We start from the raw sequence: 16,944 nt of genomic DNA, 5'->3' as shown, positions 1-16,944 counted from the left end.
ACCGGCAGCCAGGGTGGAACGAAGAACCCAGGCAATTTCGCCAATGACCGCGAAAAAGCGTCCGAAGCCGGTCGCAAGGGCGGGCAGAGCTCCGGCGGCGGCAATCGCCAGAGCGAGTCCGGCCACAAGGGCGGCCGCTCGTAAGTGAGGGCACGCGGTGCCGGGTTCGCCTGGCACCGCGCACACCCCACCAGGAGGTTCCCATGCATATCGCACCTCTGATCTGCCTGTTGGGTAGCCTGGGCCTGCTGGCCGGCTGCTTCGACCGCGACAATGACCATCCGGCCAAAGACGCCGACCCGAGCAAGCCCTCCCTGCAGATGCAGCAACCCAATCCACCGACCAGCAACCCGTCCCCCGAAACCAAGCCCCAGAATCCATAACGCGAGGTGACCGGCATGGTGGCGATGATCCGTGACGGCGTGCGTTCGCAAGCCAGGCACGACATGACTGATGAGGTAGCGCAGCGCTATCGGGCGTTGCTGGCGGGACGCGATGCCACTGCCGAGGACTGGCTGGAAACACAACTGCGCCGTGTTCGTGACCGCCAAGACGACCTGCCGGAAGACCCGAGCCTGCTGCCCCAATGGGCCGAACACCATGCCGCCCAGGTCGCCCACGACCATGCGCATTACCTGCGGCAGCGGCGCGAAGGAGCGCCCCGGCGCTACTTCGCCACCCGCGCCCAGGCCTTGTGGTTCCTGCAGCAGGTCGCGCCGACCAAGGCGGTCGACGGTGCCTGGTTGCACGGTACCCTGCGGCACTGGCGCGACCCGCGTTACCACGGGTTGATCCGCACCTTTCTCGAAGAACTGGGTGACGGCGACCCACGCTGCAACCATGTGCTGATCTACCAGCGCCTGCTCAGCCGCCTGGGGTGCCTGCAAGGGCTGCCACTGGAGCCTTCGCGCTTCGTGCAAGGCGCCGTGCAATTGGCCCTCGGCCAGCACTGCGAGCGCTTCCTGCCCGAGGTGATCGGCTACAACCTGGGATATGAGCAGCCACCGCTGCACCTGCTGATCACCACCCATGAGCTGGCCGAGCTGGGTATCGACGCCCATTACTTCCAGTTGCACGTGACCATCGACAATGCCGCCAGCGGCCATGCCCGGCGTTCGCTGGAGAGCCTGCGGATGTTGGCGCCAGCGGGCGATGAAGATTTCTATGGGCATGTCAGGCACGGCTACCGGCTCAACGACCTGGGTCTCGACACACCTTCGCTGATCGCCAGCTTCGACCTGCAGGGCGAACTGCTCGCCGCGCTGGAGCGCAAGCGCGTGTTCGGCCAGTTCATGCACTCCGATCGCTGCCGCCTGCAAGGGCGGACCATCAACCAGTGGCTTGCCGAGCCGGGGGCGATGGCCGGGTTCCTGGAGGCCCTGCAAGCCCAGGGCTGGATCAAGCGTGACAGCGACCCGATGCAGAGCCGCTTCTGGTCACTGATCGACGGCCCCGGCGCGGCAATGTTCGGCGTGTTCAGCGCCTACGAGAAACAGCTGTGGCATGACTGGATCGCCGGTAGCTGGCAAGGGGCCGGGCCTCGGCGTGTGCCGCCAGGGCAGTGGGAGCAGGCATTGGCCTTGCAGGCGGAGGCGCCCGGCCGGGCCCAAGCCTCGGAGATCGCCACGCTGATCGAGGCCATGGCCGGTAACCGGCACGCCGAACCCGCGGGCCTGCGTGCCACACGCGACTACATCGCTGCCACCGGGCTGTGCCAGGGAGGGCCGCGGTGATGCAACTCGACCAGAAGCAAATCCGTGCCGACGAGGCTTTGTTGCAACTGGGCCGCAGGCTGCACGCCGACGGCTACCGTTTCACCTGCGTCACCCCGGCGACCCAGGCGCGGGTCAATGCCCGACCTCAGGCCCGGCGCGCGTGCACGCTGCGCGATGTATTCGGCTGGAGCAGGCCGTTCCCGGCTTCGCTGATCAGTGCCGACGAGCTGGAACAACTGGGCACGGCCGGCGTGCTGGAGGCGCACGGCGAGCTATGGCGCAGCCGGGTGCGCTGGTCGAGCTTGGATAACCTGTTGCTGGTGCATTCGGCCTGGCCGACGGACAGCAGCGACGCGGTGTTCTTCGGGCCGGACAGCTACCGCTTCGCCCAGTTGATCGAGGATCACCTGCGGCGCAGCCCCCGGCGCGTGCAGCACGCCGTCGATATCGGCTGCGGCAGCGGTATCGGCGCTTTGCTGATTGCCCGGGCCGCACGCCATGCGCAGGTCAGCGCGCTGGACATCAATCCGCTGGCGCTGCGCTACACCGCCGTCAACGCCGCCCTGGCCGGGCTGGCCAATGTGTCGGTCGAGCCCAGCGACCTGCTCACGGGCATCACCGGCACCTTCGACCTGATCGTCGCCAACCCGCCCTATATGCTCGATGCCAGCCAGCGCGTCTACCGCCACGGCGGCGGGGCGCTCGGCGCCGATCTGTCGCTGCGTATCGTCGAGCAGGCCTGTGAGCGCCTGACACCGGGCGGCACATTGCTGCTGTACACCGGGGTGGCGATCGTCGAAGGGCGCGATGCGTTGCTCGAAGCGGTCCGCCTGCGCCTGGCCGGCCCTGACTTGAGCTGGCACTACCGGGAGCTGGATCCGGATGTGTTCGGCGAGCAGTTGCTAGAGCCCGGCTATGAACAGGTCGAGCGCATTGCCGCCGTGGCCCTGACCGTCACCCGCCGCGGCGGATGAGCGCATGGGGCGGCCCTGCACGTTCGGCATCGAGGAGGAGTACCTGCTGGTGGCGCTGGACAGTGGCCGGGTGCTGTCCGCGCCGTCGACGGCACAGACCCGTCTGTGTCGTGAGGTGCTGGGGGCGTGTTTCGCCGAAGAGATGTTCCGCAGCCAGATCGAGCTGGCCTCGCCGGTGTTCTACACGCTGCACCAGGCCCGCGCTTTCCTTACCGAGCAACGCCAGCGCCTGAGCCAGGCGCTGGCCGGCGAGGGAGCGGGCCTGTACTGCGCGGCAAGCCACCCTAGCGCCCAGTGGCTGCGCCAGCATCCACGCGCAACCCCGCACTTTCGCCAGTTGTTCGACGACTACCGGCTGGTGGCCCGGCGCAGCCTGTTGAACGGCCTGCACGTGCATGTCGGGGTGCCGCCGGGCCTGGATCGCATGCAGGTGATCAATCGGGTGCTGTACTGGCTGCCCTTGCTGTTGTCGCTCAGCACTTCGTCGCCCTACTGGGGCGGCCAGGACACCGGCTACATGAGCTATCGCCGCGTGGTGTGCGGGGAATGGCCGCACATGGGCCTGCCGGAACCGCTGCCGGACTGGAGCGCCTACGAGCGTTATCGGGCGCTGTTGCAACGCACCGGCACGTTGGCCGAGGACGGCGACTTCTGGTGGGCGATCAGACCTTCGCGGCGCTTTCCGACCGTCGAGCTGCGCATCTGCGACGGCTGTCCGCGACTGGAGGATGCCTTGGCCATCGCCGGCTTGTTCCGACATCTCGTGGAACAGGCCATGGCAAGGCATGACAGTAAGCCGACCAGCCGCGAGATGCGCTGGATCACTCAAGAGAACTACTGGCGTGCGATGCGCCATGGGCGCCTGGGGACCTTCATTGGCCTGGTCGAGCAGCAGCCGGTGGGCGCCGAGGGTTGGCTGGCGCAACTGCAAGGGCAGTGTCCGGCCGACAGCGCCGACGCCGAGCGCGCCTTCATGCAGGCCTGGCGCATCCTGCGCGAGGGCACCAGTGCAGATCGGCAGCGTAATTGGTTGGCGCAGGCGAACGAGCTGGTCAGCGAAAGGCGTAAGGCTATGCAGTGGGTGGCGAGCCAGGTTGTGCGCGAGGCCTCTGCCAATGGGTCGTTTGGGTAATCGTCGTGAGAGGGCCCTAACAAATTTGCCAGTTGTCAGTGATGTTGCAAATGCTGAAGCTCTTGCCTATGCGAGCCCGTCCCTACACAGGTGTCGGACGATCAGTATGTTTGCTCAGGGGAGAGACCCAATGCTGTTGATGACGGACCAGATGCGAACCTGTATCGGAACTGCGCTGATAACCAGCGGGTCCGGCATCAGCTATACCGCGTTTGGCTTTGACTCGGTAGGGGCCAATTCCCGGCCAGGAATACGATTCAATGGCGAGGTGCGAGAAGTTGATCTGGGAGGTTATCTGCTGGGTCGCGGCCATCGGATTTACAATCCAGTTTTGATGCGATTTATCTCCGCCGATACGCAGAGTCCGTTTTCATCTGGGGGAATCAATTGCTATGCCTATTGTTTAGGTGATCCAGTGAATTTAAGTGACCCCACTGGAAAAAGTGGGCGCGGTCGGGGGCGCGCTACCCGTCGGCGGAGACCTGAGGGACAACCAACACGGGCTATTCAACAGCCTGCTCCACCTGGGGGACAACCAGCACGGGCTATTGCGCAGGCTGCTCCACTTGCTGAACAACCTGCTGTGCCCAACCGTTTTCGAATCGTCCCAGTTGAACCGGATCACCAAGTACAGCAGCTTTTAGCGGAACAGGAGCAGCATAAGAGCATGGCACTAATAATAAACGGCGCGGCAGTTCTTAGTACTGAAGCCAGAGGTGTAGTTTTGAGCGATGAAAGCAGAGGGCAGTTGAATGCATCTAGTATGAGAATAGCGAAAAACATCTCTCCCGAGTTTTTAGAACGATACCTTGATGAATACTTGGAAAGTATTAGAAATTCGGTGCAAGACTTTGTGCGCTCAGCAAATGACCAGAGTATTAACCCGCGGTAATACCTACCTTTCGTCGGTGTTAATGCAAATGATGCAAACCATGGTTTCTCGCCACGCTGCTTGACTACGCCACCACCATGGCCGCCATTGTCGCATTCACCAAGGCCTTGGCCAAGCAGATGATCGAGCGCGGCATCCGGGTCAACGCGGTGGCCCACCGGGGGCAATTCGCTGCCGTAGGGCAAAGCCGAATAAACCTTCCGCGCGCCGCGCAGTCAGTCCTTGTAAGCGCCCCGTCGATGTGGGCCAGGGAGGTGGCTGATGAAACTCGTCTGCCTGCTGCGTGGCTGCCAATGGCGCAGCCAGTTGATCCGTGAAATCGCCGGGCTGCAATGCCAGTGCTGCGAACGCTGTGGCGCGTTGCGCTACAGCCAGCCCGGCCTGTCCTCGAATGCATAGGAGCCAGCCATGGCCAGGGCTATCTGGAAAGGCGCGATCAGTTTCGGGCTGGTGCACATCCCGGTGTCCCTCAACACCGCCGTGCGCAGCGAGCGGGTGGATTTCGACTGGCTGGACAAGCGCAGCATGGAGCCGGTCGGCTACAAGCGGGTGAACAAGGTCACCGGCAAGGAAATCGACAAGGAAAACATCGTCAAGGGCGTGGAGTACGAGAAGGGCCGCTACGTGGTGATCAGCGAGGAGGAAATCCGCAAGGCCCGGCCCGAGGCGACCCAGACCATCGATATTTTTTCGTTCGTCGAAGCCGGGGAAATCCCCCTGCAACAGTTCGACACGCCGTATTACCTGAGCCCGGACCGCCGGGGCGGTAAGGTCTACGCCTTGCTGCGCGAAACCCTGGCCAGCACCGGCAAGGTGGCCCTGGCCACGGTGGTGCTGCACACCCGGCAGCACTTAGCGCTGCTGCGCCCGCTCGATGAAGCGCTGGTGATGATCACCTTGCGCTGGCCGGAGGAAGTGCGTGGGCTGGAGACCTTGGAGCTGGACAAGAGCGTGACCGACAGCAAGGTCGACAAGCGCGAGCTGGACATGGCCAAGCGCCTGGTCGAGGACATGAGCGGGCCGTGGAAGCCCGATGACTACCACGACGCGTTCCGCCAAACCATCCTCGACCTGGTCGAGGAGAAGGCCAGCAAGGGCAGGATCGAGACCGTGGAAAAAGGCGAGGGCGCCACGGCGGAGAAGGGCGCGGACATCATCGACCTCACCGAGCTGCTCAAGCGCAGCCTGGGTGGCAAGAGCAAGGCGAAGAAGCCTGCGGCCAAGCGCCCGCGCAAGGCGTCGTGATCCGAGCGCCGGCCTACAGGATCTGGCCTTCCAATCCCCTGAGGTAATCGCCGAATCCCTGCCGCGCCCGGCTGTCTCGACGGCTGCTGGTGGCCACGCTGTGCCTGGCGGTCCAGACGATCTGCGCGCCGATGGCCTCCAACGCCAGCACCAGTTGCACATCCTCGTGGGCCGGCAGCGGCTGGAAACCGCCGACCTTGGCATAGGCCTTGGCGCAAACCCCAAGGTTGGCGCCGTGGATATGCCGATGGCCTTCCGTTGCCTGGTAGCGGCTGTGGTACAGCTGACGCAAGGCCACACCCTGCCAGGGTTGCCAGCGCTCGATATGCACCGTGCCGCACACCGCGTCGGCATGCCATTGCAGCTGCGACAGCAGCCAGTGGCCAGGCACGCGGCTGTCGGCGTCGGTAAATGCCAGCCATTGGGCGCCGCGCTCGATCATCCAGGCCGCCCCCAGGCGGCGGGCAATGCCGACATTGCCGGCTTCCAGCTCCAGCGTGTGCACGCCATGGCGCCTGGCGATGCGCGCGCTGGCATCGGTACAGCGATCGAGCACCACCAGCACCTCAACCTCCAGGCCTGCGGCTTCGGCCCGCGCAGCTGCCACCCCCACGGCCTTCAGGCAGTGTCCGAGGCGTCGGGCCTCGTTATGGGCGGGAATGATCACCGCGATCATGGGCAGGTCTCGTCCAGGTCGACCACCCGGGGCTGGCACGACCAGTACTCGAGCAGGAAGTCCGCCTCTTCATGGCGCAACTGCGGATACAGTGGCAGGTGCCTGGCCAGCAGGGCGTGCACTTGGCCGCCGTCCTGCGGGCAGCCGGCAATCGGATGGCGCCAGTGGCAGGCCAGTAACCCGCCGTCGCCGGCCAGGCAGGCCACGGACTGTTCGATCACCTGCAACCAGTCGGTGGGGTCGAGGTAGTAGCCGATCTCGCTGAGCACGATCAGGTCGAACTGCCCGCCCGGCCAATCGCCCGGCAGGTGCCCCTGCTCGACGCGGGCATGGTCGACTCCCGCCAGACGTTGCCGGGCCAGCCCCACGGCGGTGGCGTCGATGTCCTGGCACAGCAGGCTGGCGCAGCGCTCGGCCAGCAGCACACTCAGCTCGCCGTTGGCGCAGGCCGGTTCGAACACCCGGCCGTAGCACTGGCTGGGCAGGCTGGCCATCGCCAGGTCGCGCTTGCGGCGTTCGTACCAGCGGGTGCGAAAGGCCCATGGATCGTCGTTGCCGGCATACAGGTCGGCGAAATACTGCGCGTCGAGGCTCATGGCGACTCCATTACAGGAAGACCAGTTCGAAAGGCTGCAACAGGCAGGTCTGCAAGGTGACGGGCAGCACCGGAGGATGCTCGCCGTCTGGCTGCAACTGGCTGGCGTGGGCGGCCAGGGCCTGGCGTTTGCGCGCCAGGCGGGTGTCGTCGAGCTGTACCCGATGGGCCTGGGGCCAGGGCAGGCGCGGATCATCGGGCATGGCCCAATGCCACGCCCACACCGGCGCCTCGGCCAGTTGCACCCGGCGCGCCTGGGCCGCCTGGGCAGCGGCGCGGCCAGCCGCTTCGTGATCGCAATGGCCGTCACCGCGCCAGGTGGTCAGCAGCAGGTCGTCCGGTTCGAGCAGTTGCTCCAGGTAATTGGCCAGGAACGCTTGGTCGCGGGGCAGGGCGCCGTCCTTGAGGTTCAGGCGCCGCCAGTCCAGGCGGTTGAGGTCCAGATCCAACTGTTGCAGGGCGTGCCGGCTTTCCTGGGGGCGCTGGTGGCGCAGACGGTGCTCGGTCCAGTGGGCGGAATGGGGATGGCTGCCTTCGCCGTTGGTGGCGGAAATCAGCAGCAGGTCCTGCTCGCGTCCGTGGAAACCGGCCAGCAGTCCGCCGGCCATGAGGATTTCATCGTCCGGGTGAGGGGCCAGCAACACCAGGCGGCGGCCGGGCGGACAGAGCTGTTCGGGCGTGAGCCACTTGGCGCGGGCCAGATGCGCGGATTGCTGCCAGTCGCGCCAAGGGGTGCCGGCAGCCGCCTGGATACGGTTCTCGCTCATAGCTGCCAGGCTCCCGCCGGCATGCCGGTCACCTGCCTGCCGAGTTCGGCCAGGTCGCGTTCGGCATGGCTCTGGCGCAGGTAGACCGGCAGGTCGGCGCTGAGCCGGGCGAAATGGCTGCTGCGGCAGAAGGGCGTGGCACCCAGCGCCCTGCCGACATGGCGGATCACCTGCTCGACGGCCTGTTCGACCTGGGCGCGGGCGCGGCGCACTTCGAAGCTGGCGTCGGCATGGGGCTGCAGGTCGATCCAGGCGGCGCATTCGCGAAGGGCGGCGCGGGCGCCGTACAAGGCGGCATCCACCGCCCCCAGATGGGCATCGGCGTGCGGATCGGGACGAGGCATGCGGCAATGCTCGCGCAGGTAGTCGGCCAGGGCCTCGGCCGCGCCATACCAGCACGCGGCGATGCCAGCGCCGCCGTGCCAGAACCCAGGACGTGCCAGATACTGGCCGGGCAGGCCGATGGCCAGCCCAGGCGTGTCGTCGAATTCGATACTGACGCTGGTGGTGGTGGCCATGCCCACCGCCTGCCACTGGTCGGCCTGGATGCGCTGGCTGGGGTGCGACAACTCGATGGCCACCAGTTGCGGCTGGTCATTTTCCCAGGCAGTGATCAGCGCCCGGTCGATCTGCAGCGCACCCGAGCACCAGGCCTTGCGCCCCTGCAGGCGTACCTGCCCGTTGTGCCGCTCGACGATACGGGCACGGGCGTCCGGCGGCTCGGCGGCCCACACCCCCCAGATCCCGTCCTGGGCATGATGGGCGGCGCCGCATTCGGCGAGGATAGCCAAGGCATCGGTGTGGCCTTCATAGAGCTTGGCCAGGGTCAGGTCGCAACCGGCGACCCGCGCGAGCGTCTGCCAGCGCTTGAGGGTCTGGCCCTGGCCGGGCAGGGGCAACAGGTCGAGGTGGTCGGCCTGCATGGCCTGCAGCAGCTCCGGCAGCAAGGTGTCGAGGTCGATGGCCTGCGGGCGGGCGCCGAAGCGGCGCAGCAGGCGGTCGAGGTTGGTCAGGTCGAAGTCCTGGACGATGCTCATGAATACGTTCCCCCTTTGGCCTCAGTCGATGCCCAGCTGTTTGCGCATGCGTACGGTGATGGACTGCCGGGTCTTGGCCATGTCCGCCCATGGGTCGTCCACCTCGGCCAGCCGCGCCTGCAGGTTGCCGATGTGCCACTGGTTGGCGCCCTTGAGCTGGGTCAGCTCTTCGCGCCAGATCGGCACCGACACCGGCAGCCCCTCGCGGGCCCGCAGCGAATACGCCGCGACCGTGGTGGCGCCCCTGCCGTTGCGCAGGTAGTCGATGAAGATCCGCCCAACCCGGTTGCGGGGCCCGGAGACGGCGCTCAGCCGCTCCGGGAACAGGCCCGCCATATGCTCGACGAGGGCATGGCTGAAGTCCTTCACTTCATCCCAACCGGCGCGGCGGGTTAGCGGCACCACCAGGTGCATGCCTTTGCCACCGCTGGTCTTGAGGAACACCTTCAGGCCCAGCTCATCGAGCAGGGTGAGGGTCAGCTGGGTCGCTTCGAGCATGGCTTTCCAGGGCAGTGCCGGATCGGGGTCGAGGTCGAGGACGAAGCGGTCGGGCTTGTCGAAATTCTTGTCGGTGGCATTCCAGGTGTGCAGTTCGAGCATGTTCATCTGCACCGCGCCCAACAGGCTGTCGGCGCGGTTGAGCACCATCGCCGCCTGGCCAGCCTGCGCCTTGCTGTAGCTGTGCACCGCGGGGATGTGCAGCTGGCCGGCGTTCTTCTGGAAGAACAGTTCGCCACCCAGTCCGTCCGGTGCGCGTACCAGCGCCACGGGGCGGTCTTTGAGTTGCGGCAGCAACCAGTCGGCGATCTGGGCGTAGTACTCGGCGACCTGGCGCTTGGTGGTGCCGGTGCTGGCGTCGACCACGCGGTCGGGGTGGGTCAGGCGCAGGCTGCCGAGAGTCTCGGCGGGTGGCTGCGCGGCGCGCTTGGCGGGCATGGCACGCTCCAGGTCGATGGCGGTGGCGGGTTTGTCGTCGCGCAGGCCGTGGAACACCGAGTGACGGACGATGCCTTCGCGGGTCATCTGGGCGTAGGCAACTTCGACCAGCAATTGCGGCTTGAGCCAGTGCACGCCACGGGCCTCAGCGCTGCGGGGCGGCTTGGGCAAGGCCGGCTTGTCGACTTCCAGGGGCTTGAGGCGCGCATGCAGGCTGTCCAGCGTGGTGGCGCTGAATCCGGTGCCGACCTTGCCGGCATAGCGCAGCTGGCCGCTGTCGGTGTCGTGCAGGGCCAGCAGCAGGGCGCCGAAGGCGTTGCGGCTGCCTTTAGGGTCTGTGTATCCGACGATCACGAACTCCTGGCGCTGCTTGCACTTGAGCTTGATCCAGTCACTGCTGCGCCGGCCTACGTAGGGGCTGTCGGCGCGCTTGCCGATCAGGCCTTCAAGCTTCAGGCGGCAGGCGCTGTCGAGCAGCGAGTCGACCGGTTCGGTGAAGTCGGCGGAGAACTTGAGGAGGTCCGAGGGCGTGTTTTCCAGCAGCCGGGCCAGGGTGGCACGTCGCGCCTGCAGCGGTAGCTGGCGCAGATCCTCTCCACCCAGGTAGGGCAGGTCGAACAGGTAATAGGTGATGTGTTCGTCGTGCTCGGTGTCGAAGGCGTTCTGCAAGGCCTGGAAGTCGGCCACACCCTGGTCGTCGACCACCACCATCTCGCCATCAAGCCACGCCGAATCGAGCCCCAGCGCTTTCAAGGCCTCGACCTGACGCGGCATCTTCGCGCTCCAGTCGTGGCCATTACGGGTGAACAGCCGCACATCCTCGCCTTCGATGCGGGCGAGGATGCGGTAGCCGTCGAACTTCACCTCGTAGTGCCAGTGACCACCAGGCGGTGAATCGACCAGGGTGGCGAGTTGCGGCTGGAGCCTGTCCGGCAGGGCGACGGGGCTGGCCTTGGCCTTGCGTTTGTTGGCAGCGGCTGTTTTTGCAGGCTGGCGCGGCAGCAGGGTACGGTCGCTAAGCACGCTGTCCGGCAAGGCTTCGACGATGCGGTAGTCGGTTTCGCTGCGGGCCTGGCCATCGTGGGACTTGACCAGCATCCACTGCTCCTTCTTGCCGGCCAGGTGGGTGCGGAAGAGGTTCCAGATACCTGACAGCTTCTCGCCCTGCAGGCGAAAGCGCAGCTTGCCCTTGGCGTAGGCCTCGCGCGGGTCGCCCTCAGGCTCCCAGATACCACGATCCCAGACGATCACGTCACCGGCGCCGTAGTGGCCTTCGGGGATATTGCCTTCGAAATCGGCGTAGTCCAGCGGGTGATCCTCAACATGCACGGCCAGGCGGCGGACCTTGGGGTCGAGCGAGGGGCCCTTGGGAATGGCCCAGCTTTTCAAGGTGCCATCGAGCTCCAGGCGAAAGTCGTAGTGCAAGTGGCTGGCGTCGTGTTTCTGGATGCAGAACTGCAAGGCATGGGCCTTGCCCGTGCGGCCGCGTTTGCCGGCAGGTTCGGGCGTGGCGTTGAAGTCGCGCTTGCGCTGGTACTCCTGCAGGGGCTTGGCCATGGCGGGCTCCGAAACGGTTCGCGGGGTCTCTAGTTTCGGAGGCGAGGGGGCTGGGCGGAGTTCAAAAAAAGCGTCGGCAGGCGCTATCTGCAGAAACTCTGAATCATTGGCTGGCAGGGGCAGTCGACCGAATGAGCCCACAAATCGGAGAGCGATCATGCCCATTCCCGAAGACCCCAAGCCGACGGTCGAGATCGACGACACGCAAGACCGCATGGGCAGTGTCCATGAGCTTGATTTCAGCGAACGCCGCGATGAGCGCCGGGGCCGTATTGGCGACGAGCGACCGGCGCGGGAGGTGGAGGAGGAGTATCCACCGAGACGCGTTGCCGAAAGTGGCATGACCGGTGGCGAGGCGCTGAGTGACAGCCTGCACGAGGACAATGTCACCCTCGATGACCTGAGCCCTGACACGCTGCTGGACGAGACTGGTGCTCGCGATCCGTATGAGCCGGGCATGGCGGGCGGTCCGGCGGACCAGAGCCTGCGTCATGTCGAGGCCCACGAGATTGGTGGCGGCATCGGCCTGGACGAGGCCGAACTGGCCCGCTCGGCGCCGTTGGACGGCGAGCCGTGGACCGACGAGGTCACCCCTGAAGACGAGCGGAGAGAACGCTGATGAACGAGCAACGTTGTTCCTGCAACCACTGTTCCTGCACCGTGGATGCCAATGCCGTGGTCCAGGACGGCAAGGCTTACTGCTGCGAAGCGTGTGCGACGGGGCATCGTGAGGGTGAGCCCTGTCGCATGGGGGATTGCAAATGTGGGGAGGTGAGTCAGCCGAAAGAGAGTAATGTCGATAACGCGTTGGATGAGACTTTTCCGGCGAGTGATCCTATTTCGCCTTGATATTTCTTTATACAGCAGCCCTGTCGCCAATTAATTCGACGATAGGGCTGCTGCCCACTAAAATTACATACCTTCACCCACACTAAAACGTTCTGCTCTTGCTCTGCTTTTGCTTTTGCTTCTAAGTGCGTGATAGTTCAGGCGACACAAATTGCGACTTCAGGAGGCCGAACGCAGGTCTTGCGGAGGGAGGTGACGGGCATGGATGCCCGTCAAGCGCTGCGCCCCAGGATGGGGCGTTCAGCGCGGTCCTCCCGGGAGCAAGGCCGGAGTGAGGGGACCCCGGAGCGAAGCGTAGGGGCCGGATGAATGGAGCGAGCATTTTTTGGTTCCTTTTTGATGCTTCAAAAAGGGACCCGCCGTAAGGGCGGAAAGGTGATTATGCGTCACCGTCGAAAATGAATGCGCATATAACTTTCGAGACGCACGCTGTGTAAGTCAAAGTCAAAGTCAAAGTCAAAGTCAAAGTCAAAGTCAAAGTCAAAGTCAAAGTCAAAGTCAAAGTCAAAGTCAAAGTCAAAGTCAAAGTCAAAGTCAAAGTCAAAGTCAAAGTCAAAGTCAAAGTCAAAGTCAAAGTCAAAGTCAAAGTCAATCAGCATCGGTTTTTATAGTTGTAAGTGCATTCATTTACGATGTCGACGCACAGTCACCTTTCCGCCCTTACGGCGGCTTACTTTGGTCGTGGCCAAAGTAAGCAAAGCCGTGGCGCTCCATTCATCCGGCCCTCCGCTTCGCTCCGGGTTCCCTCACTCCGGCCTTGCTCCCGGGAGGACCGCGCTGAACGCCCCATCCTGGGGCGCAGCGCTTGACGGGCATCCATGCCCGTCACCTCCCTCCGCAAGGCCTACGTTCGGCCTCCTGAAGTCGCGAAGTTACGGGCGGCGCCTGCACTGGCGCAGCTGTCGCTAGCGGGCTTCGGGGGTAGACTCCTGATCGGCAACGGCAACGGCAACGGCAACGGCAACGACCCCACGCGTTCGCGTCAATGCGTCTGCCAGATCCCATTGCTGCGTTCGCAATCACTGCGCGCCTGCCCCAGGCTCGGGGTGTCGTAGTAGTAGGTGATGATCCGCGCATCCTTGGGCACAGCCGGCCGGGTCGAGGGCTCGCCGCGCCCCGCGGCATCAGGATTGGCCAGGGTCTCCTGGGTCAGCGGGGCGATGCAGCTGCCCACGCTGCCATCAGCGCAACGCTCGACCTTGCGTTTCTGGCTGTTGAGCATCTCCTTGCTCTCGTTGCTGCACGACCAGGCAATCGCCTCGGCAGGCATGTTGCCGTAGCTGTAGCAGGTATGCTGCTGCACCGGCTTGACCGCTTCGCTGGACGAGCGAGTGACCACGTCGCACCCCTCGGCCAGCACCTGCCCGCTGAGCAGGCTGCCCAGCAATGCCACACACAGAATGAACCGCATGACGAACCTCCCGGGCCGCTGCGGCCCTCAGCGCTTGTCCAGGGCTGGCCCGGTCTGTCGGCGCAGGGCCTTGGCGCGCTTTTCCAGAATCAGGTAGGTGATCACCGCCAGCAACAGCGGGATCAGGTAGTACAGAGTCCGATACCCCAGCAATGCGGCCACCAGCGTGCCCTGGCCCAGTTGCCCGTGCAGCAGGGCAAGGAACACCGCCTCCAGCACCCCCAGCCCGGCTGGAATATGCGCCACCACCCCCGCCACGCAGCTGATCAGCAACACCCCCAGTACCGACGGATAGAACAGCTCCGGCGGCAGCAGCAGGTGGATCAGCGCCGCCATCAAGGCCCAGTTGCTCGCGCCCAATGCCACCTGGCACAGCGCCAGGCGCAGGCTCGGCAGGGTCACTTCATGCCCGCGCAGGTGCCAGGTGCGTCGCTTGGCGAAGGCACAGGCGAGCAGGTAGCCGGCCGCGACCGCCACCATCAGCACGCCGATCAGGCGCAGGCCGCCAGCGCCCACCGCCCAGCTTGCCGGCAGCTTGACCAGGCCCAGGGCGAACACCGTGCCGGCCAGCAGCAGATAGCCCATCCAGTTGGTCAACAGCCCCAGGGTGAGGATGCGGGTGATGGTCGCGGTGTCCAGCCCCAGCCGGCTGTACAGGCGGTAGCGCAGGGCCACGCCGCCAACCCAGGTGGTGAAGTTGAGGTTGAACGCATAGCAGACGAACGCCACCGGCAGCACCTGGCGGGCCGGCAAGCGGTGCCCTGTGTAGGCGCGGGCGAGCAGGTCGTAGCTGGCGAACACCAGGTAGCTGCACAGGGCCAGCAACAGCCCCAGGGCCAAGGTCGAGGGCCGGTAGGCCAGCAGCGACTGGCGCACTTCGTTCCAGTCCAGATTGCGCGCCAGGGTGAACAGCAGCACCGGGATCAGCACCAGAAACAACAGGGTGAGCAGGCGCATGCCCCAGGTCTTCCAGCGTGGCTTGGCCATCAGGTCTTGCCCCCGTTGAAGTCCGCCGGCACTTCGTTGTCCGCCTGCAGCGACCGCAGGCGCTGCCGGTGCGCGGGGAACCAGCCGGCGATGCGCGGGAAGTAGCGGGTGATGTGGAAGCCCAGGAAGATCAACGGCGCGCGCCACCAGTAACCACGCACCATGCGTTCCAGGGTCACGCGCTTGCAGTGCGCGGTGGTCAGTTCGCTCAGGTGGCGGTACAGGTCATCGTTGAAGGCGCGGTCGCGGATCATCAGGTTGGCTTCGAGGTTGAACGACAGGCTCAGCGGGTCGAGGTTGCTTGAGCCCACGGTGGACCACTCGTCGTCCACCAAGGCCACCTTGCCGTGCAACGGGCGCTGGCAGTACTCATGGATCTGCACATTGTCGCGCAACAGGTAGTTGTAGAGCAGGCGCGACAACGCGCGTACCCAACGCATGTCCGGTTGCCCCTGGAGGATCAGGGTCACCTCAACGCCACGCCGGGCAGCATTGCGCAACTCGCGCAGCAAGCGGTAGCCGGGGAAGAAATAGGCGTTGGCGACGACGATGCGTTGTCGTGCTTCACGGAAGACTTGCAGGTAGCACGCCTCGATATCGGTGCGATGGCGGCGGTTGTCGCGCTCTACCAGCACGGCGCTGGCCGAACCTGCGGCGTCACCGCCCGGCACCACCGCGCTTGGGTCACCCAGCACGGGGGCGAGCATGCGGCAGCTGGAGGCGTGCACCTGGGCCAGCACCGGGCCTGTGACTTCCACGGCATAGTCCTGCTTGGCCTGCGGGCCGAAGTCGCCGAGATGGTCGGCACTGTAGTTGATACCGCCAATGAACGCGCGCTGGCCGTCGATCACCAGGATCTTGCGGTGCAGGCGCCGAAACAGGTTGGTGCGCATGCCGGCCAGGCGCGGTTGCGGGTCGAATGCATGAAAGCGCACCCCGGCCTCGGTCATCGAGGCAATGAACTCGTCAGGCAGGTCGGCGGTGCCGTAGCCGTCAACCGCCACCTCCACCCGCACGCCACGCCGCGCCGCGTCGATCAGCGCCAGGCGCAGCGGCTGGCCGACCTTGTCGTCGTAGATGATGAAGGTTTCCAGGAGGATCTCCTGTTGTGCCTGGGCTATCGCCTCGAACACGCGCGGGTAGTACTGCTCGCCATTGATCAGCAGTTCGACGTGGTTGCCGTTGCTCCAGGCCTGCTTCATAGCGTCACCTGCGCTACCAGCGGAGCATGGTCGGAGAGGTGCGACCATGGGTACCTGGACAACACCCGTGCCTCGCACGCCTGGGCATTGCGCAGGTAGATGCGGTCCAGGCGCAGCAGCGGCAGGCGCGCGGGAAAACTGCGCGCCGGCGTGCCGAAGGCTTCGCTCAGTGATACCGACAGCCGCGCATCGGCCTTCAGGCGCCAGTCGTTGAAGTCACCGGCGACGATGACCGGCTCGTCCGGCGGCAGGCGCTCGAGCAAGGCCAGCAACAGGTCGACCTGACGCTGGCGGTGCTCCTCGCGCAGGCCCAGGTGCACACAGATCGCATGCACATGCTCATGGCCGGGCACTTCGAGCTGGCAGTGCAACAGGCCGCGTTCCTCGTTGCCATGGATCGACACATCGAGGTTGTCGTAGGCGCGGATCGGGAACTTGGACAGCAGCGCGTTGCCATGGTCGCCATGGGGATAGACCGCATTGCGCCCGTAGGCGAACTGCGGCCACATGCTGTCGGCGAGGAACTCGTACTGCGGGGTCTGCGGCCAGGTCGGATGGCGCTCGGCATGGCGCCGATGGCTGCCGTGCACCTCCTGCAGAAACACCAGGTCGGCGCCGGTGGCGCGCACCGCCTCGCGCAGCTCGGGCAGGATGAAACGGCGGTTGAACAGGGTGAAGCCCTTGTGCACGTTGAGGGTCAGCACCGTCAGACGGTGCACGGCGGTCACCTTGTCGATGATGCAATCGGGGGCGGGCAGGGTGCCATTCATAGTGACTCCTGCGGCTCGACGCCGGGTTCGGTCACCAGCTCATCATCCTTGCGCCATGGGTCATGGCGCCAACCGGAAATACCAATGCGGATCTCGCTCACGAGGGCTCCCTTTCGTTCGTGCACTCTTGACTAGCGACCGGCATCGCGGCGTCAGGGTTCAGCAGGAATGACGAGTGGCCAGTGGCGCAAAACCCGGA

General features: G+C 65.2%; 19 protein-coding genes and 2 pseudogenes. 11 read left to right on the top strand and 10 right to left on the bottom strand.

Annotation, left to right across the window (positions count from 1 at the left end; translation table 11 throughout):
- Positions 1 to 21: 21 nt before the first annotated feature.
- The 9 genes and pseudogenes from CCOS191_RS28745 to ku all read left to right on the top strand — a co-directional run.
- Positions 22 to 144, top strand: a pseudogene (locus CCOS191_RS28745) (general stress protein); the annotation flags it as partial.
- A 59-nt stretch (positions 145 to 203) separates the two neighbouring features.
- Positions 204 to 383 (top strand): hypothetical protein, encoded by a 180-nt coding sequence (locus CCOS191_RS13630; protein ID WP_046855669.1) that lies wholly within the window; start codon positions 204 to 206, stop codon positions 381 to 383.
- A 15-nt stretch (positions 384 to 398) separates the two neighbouring features.
- The gene (locus tag CCOS191_RS13625) at positions 399 to 1,733 is read left to right on the top strand and encodes an iron-containing redox enzyme family protein (RefSeq protein WP_046855668.1); all 1,335 of its coding nucleotides are present in this window, start codon (positions 399 to 401) and stop codon (positions 1,731 to 1,733) included.
- Complete coding sequence (locus CCOS191_RS13620) at positions 1,733 to 2,689, top strand: methyltransferase (RefSeq protein WP_046855667.1); 957 nt, start codon at positions 1,733 to 1,735, stop codon at positions 2,687 to 2,689. Before CCOS191_RS13625 ends, CCOS191_RS13620 begins: the two co-directional genes overlap by 1 nt.
- 4 nt (positions 2,690 to 2,693) lie before the next feature.
- Entirely contained in the window at positions 2,694 to 3,821 is a 1,128-nt protein-coding gene (locus tag CCOS191_RS13615; RefSeq protein WP_046855666.1) for a carboxylate-amine ligase, read from the top strand.
- Between the two features lie 130 nt (positions 3,822 to 3,951).
- Positions 3,952 to 4,713, top strand: a complete 762-nt coding sequence (locus CCOS191_RS27430) for an RHS repeat-associated core domain-containing protein (RefSeq protein WP_231867432.1) — start codon at positions 3,952 to 3,954, stop codon at positions 4,711 to 4,713.
- Positions 4,714 to 4,763: 50 nt separating this feature from the next.
- A pseudogene (locus CCOS191_RS28440) lies at positions 4,764 to 4,868 on the top strand (NAD(P)-dependent dehydrogenase); the annotation flags it as partial.
- A gap of 106 nt (positions 4,869 to 4,974) precedes the next feature.
- Positions 4,975 to 5,112, top strand: a complete 138-nt coding sequence (locus CCOS191_RS28220; RefSeq protein ID WP_172670894.1) for a PSPA7_2676 family Cys-rich small protein — start codon at positions 4,975 to 4,977, stop codon at positions 5,110 to 5,112.
- Between the two features lie 9 nt (positions 5,113 to 5,121).
- Positions 5,122 to 5,958 (top strand): non-homologous end joining protein Ku, encoded by an 837-nt coding sequence (gene ku, locus CCOS191_RS13605; RefSeq protein WP_046855664.1) that lies wholly within the window; start codon positions 5,122 to 5,124, stop codon positions 5,956 to 5,958.
- Positions 5,959 to 5,971: 13 nt separating this feature from the next.
- Here the strand turns inward: ku and CCOS191_RS13600 are convergent, their stop codons facing one another.
- Genes CCOS191_RS13600 through ligD form a run of 5 tightly spaced genes read right to left on the bottom strand, consistent with a single transcriptional unit; the run spans position 5,972 to position 11,526 of the window.
- On the bottom strand, positions 5,972 to 6,634 hold the full coding sequence (locus CCOS191_RS13600) for a glycosyltransferase (protein ID WP_046855663.1): 663 nt from the start codon (positions 6,632 to 6,634) through the stop codon (positions 5,972 to 5,974).
- Positions 6,631 to 7,230 (bottom strand): class I SAM-dependent methyltransferase, encoded by a 600-nt coding sequence (locus CCOS191_RS13595; RefSeq protein ID WP_046855662.1) that lies wholly within the window; start codon positions 7,228 to 7,230, stop codon positions 6,631 to 6,633. The genes CCOS191_RS13600 and CCOS191_RS13595 overlap by 4 nt, the downstream gene beginning before the upstream one ends.
- 10 nt (positions 7,231 to 7,240) lie before the next feature.
- Positions 7,241 to 7,996, bottom strand: a complete 756-nt coding sequence (locus tag CCOS191_RS13590) for a PIG-L deacetylase family protein (RefSeq protein WP_046855661.1) — start codon at positions 7,994 to 7,996, stop codon at positions 7,241 to 7,243.
- On the bottom strand, positions 7,993 to 9,033 hold the full coding sequence (locus CCOS191_RS13585) for an acyl-CoA dehydrogenase (protein WP_046855660.1): 1,041 nt from the start codon (positions 9,031 to 9,033) through the stop codon (positions 7,993 to 7,995). Before CCOS191_RS13585 ends, CCOS191_RS13590 begins: the two co-directional genes overlap by 4 nt.
- Positions 9,034 to 9,054: 21 nt before the next feature.
- A complete protein-coding gene (gene ligD / locus CCOS191_RS13580) occupies positions 9,055 to 11,526 on the bottom strand; it encodes a DNA ligase D (protein ID WP_046855659.1) in 2,472 nt (823 codons plus the stop codon).
- A gap of 157 nt (positions 11,527 to 11,683) precedes the next feature.
- On the opposite strand from ligD, the gene CCOS191_RS13575 reads away from it, so the two are divergent.
- Positions 11,684 to 12,145, top strand: a complete 462-nt coding sequence (locus tag CCOS191_RS13575; protein ID WP_046855658.1) for a hypothetical protein — start codon at positions 11,684 to 11,686, stop codon at positions 12,143 to 12,145.
- Positions 12,145 to 12,375 carry a metallothionein gene (locus CCOS191_RS27420; RefSeq protein ID WP_082120421.1) on the top strand — a complete coding sequence of 77 codons (231 nt, stop codon included), beginning with the start codon at positions 12,145 to 12,147 and terminating at the stop codon, positions 12,373 to 12,375. Before CCOS191_RS13575 ends, CCOS191_RS27420 begins: the two co-directional genes overlap by 1 nt.
- Before the next feature lie 386 nt (positions 12,376 to 12,761).
- Here the strand turns inward: CCOS191_RS27420 and CCOS191_RS13570 are convergent, their stop codons facing one another.
- The 5 genes from CCOS191_RS13570 to CCOS191_RS13550 all read right to left on the bottom strand — a co-directional run bounded on the left by CCOS191_RS13570 (position 12,762) and on the right by CCOS191_RS13550 (position 16,745).
- Positions 12,762 to 12,974, bottom strand: a complete 213-nt coding sequence (locus CCOS191_RS13570) for a hypothetical protein (protein WP_046855657.1) — start codon at positions 12,972 to 12,974, stop codon at positions 12,762 to 12,764.
- Between the two features lie 383 nt (positions 12,975 to 13,357).
- Positions 13,358 to 13,786, bottom strand: coding sequence for a hypothetical protein (locus CCOS191_RS13565; protein ID WP_046855656.1), 429 nt, complete (start codon positions 13,784 to 13,786; stop codon positions 13,358 to 13,360).
- A gap of 27 nt (positions 13,787 to 13,813) precedes the next feature.
- Entirely contained in the window at positions 13,814 to 14,773 is a 960-nt protein-coding gene (locus CCOS191_RS13560; RefSeq protein ID WP_046855655.1) for a lysylphosphatidylglycerol synthase domain-containing protein, read from the bottom strand.
- Positions 14,773 to 15,975: a cardiolipin synthase ClsB gene (gene clsB, locus CCOS191_RS13555; RefSeq protein ID WP_046855654.1), complete on the bottom strand. Its 1,203-nt coding sequence runs from the start codon at positions 15,973 to 15,975 to the stop codon at positions 14,773 to 14,775. The genes CCOS191_RS13560 and clsB overlap by 1 nt, the downstream gene beginning before the upstream one ends.
- A complete protein-coding gene (locus CCOS191_RS13550; protein WP_046855653.1) occupies positions 15,972 to 16,745 on the bottom strand; it encodes an endonuclease/exonuclease/phosphatase family protein in 774 nt (257 codons plus the stop codon). Before CCOS191_RS13550 ends, clsB begins: the two co-directional genes overlap by 4 nt.
- Positions 16,746 to 16,944 lie beyond the last annotated feature (199 nt).

The sequence above is a fragment of the Pseudomonas sp. CCOS 191 genome (assembly GCF_001007005.1).
In the GTDB taxonomy this organism is placed as follows: Bacteria; Pseudomonadota; Gammaproteobacteria; order Pseudomonadales; family Pseudomonadaceae; genus Aquipseudomonas; species Aquipseudomonas soli.
The sequence above is the reverse complement of the archived record's forward strand: the minus strand, read 5'-3'. Positions and strand labels throughout refer to the sequence as shown.

Excerpts from the sequence above, each read along its gene's own strand:
- CCOS191_RS13630 (WP_046855669.1), top strand. The coding sequence starts at position 204 with ATGCATATCGCACCTCTGATCTGCCTGTTGGGTAGCCTGGGCCTGCTG.
- CCOS191_RS13625 (WP_046855668.1), top strand. The coding sequence starts at position 399 with ATGGTGGCGATGATCCGTGACGGCGTGCGTTCGCAAGCCAGGCACGAC.
- CCOS191_RS13620 (WP_046855667.1), top strand. The coding sequence starts at position 1,733 with ATGCAACTCGACCAGAAGCAAATCCGTGCCGACGAGGCTTTGTTGCAA.
- CCOS191_RS13615 (WP_046855666.1), top strand. The coding sequence starts at position 2,694 with ATGGGGCGGCCCTGCACGTTCGGCATCGAGGAGGAGTACCTGCTGGTG.
- CCOS191_RS27430 (WP_231867432.1), top strand. The coding sequence starts at position 3,952 with ATGCTGTTGATGACGGACCAGATGCGAACCTGTATCGGAACTGCGCTG.
- CCOS191_RS28220 (WP_172670894.1), top strand. The coding sequence starts at position 4,975 with ATGAAACTCGTCTGCCTGCTGCGTGGCTGCCAATGGCGCAGCCAGTTG.
- ku (WP_046855664.1), top strand. The coding sequence starts at position 5,122 with ATGGCCAGGGCTATCTGGAAAGGCGCGATCAGTTTCGGGCTGGTGCAC.
- CCOS191_RS13600 (WP_046855663.1), bottom strand. The coding sequence starts at position 6,634 with ATGATCGCGGTGATCATTCCCGCCCATAACGAGGCCCGACGCCTCGGA.
- CCOS191_RS13595 (WP_046855662.1), bottom strand. The coding sequence starts at position 7,230 with ATGAGCCTCGACGCGCAGTATTTCGCCGACCTGTATGCCGGCAACGAC.
- CCOS191_RS13590 (WP_046855661.1), bottom strand. The coding sequence starts at position 7,996 with ATGAGCGAGAACCGTATCCAGGCGGCTGCCGGCACCCCTTGGCGCGAC.
- CCOS191_RS13585 (WP_046855660.1), bottom strand. The coding sequence starts at position 9,033 with ATGAGCATCGTCCAGGACTTCGACCTGACCAACCTCGACCGCCTGCTG.
- ligD (WP_046855659.1), bottom strand. The coding sequence starts at position 11,526 with ATGGCCAAGCCCCTGCAGGAGTACCAGCGCAAGCGCGACTTCAACGCC.
- CCOS191_RS13575 (WP_046855658.1), top strand. The coding sequence starts at position 11,684 with ATGCCCATTCCCGAAGACCCCAAGCCGACGGTCGAGATCGACGACACG.
- CCOS191_RS27420 (WP_082120421.1), top strand. The coding sequence starts at position 12,145 with ATGAACGAGCAACGTTGTTCCTGCAACCACTGTTCCTGCACCGTGGAT.
- CCOS191_RS13570 (WP_046855657.1), bottom strand. The coding sequence starts at position 12,974 with ATGCTGATTGACTTTGACTTTGACTTTGACTTTGACTTTGACTTTGAC.
- CCOS191_RS13565 (WP_046855656.1), bottom strand. The coding sequence starts at position 13,786 with ATGCGGTTCATTCTGTGTGTGGCATTGCTGGGCAGCCTGCTCAGCGGG.
- CCOS191_RS13560 (WP_046855655.1), bottom strand. The coding sequence starts at position 14,773 with ATGGCCAAGCCACGCTGGAAGACCTGGGGCATGCGCCTGCTCACCCTG.
- clsB (WP_046855654.1), bottom strand. The coding sequence starts at position 15,975 with ATGAAGCAGGCCTGGAGCAACGGCAACCACGTCGAACTGCTGATCAAT.
- CCOS191_RS13550 (WP_046855653.1), bottom strand. The coding sequence starts at position 16,745 with ATGAATGGCACCCTGCCCGCCCCCGATTGCATCATCGACAAGGTGACC.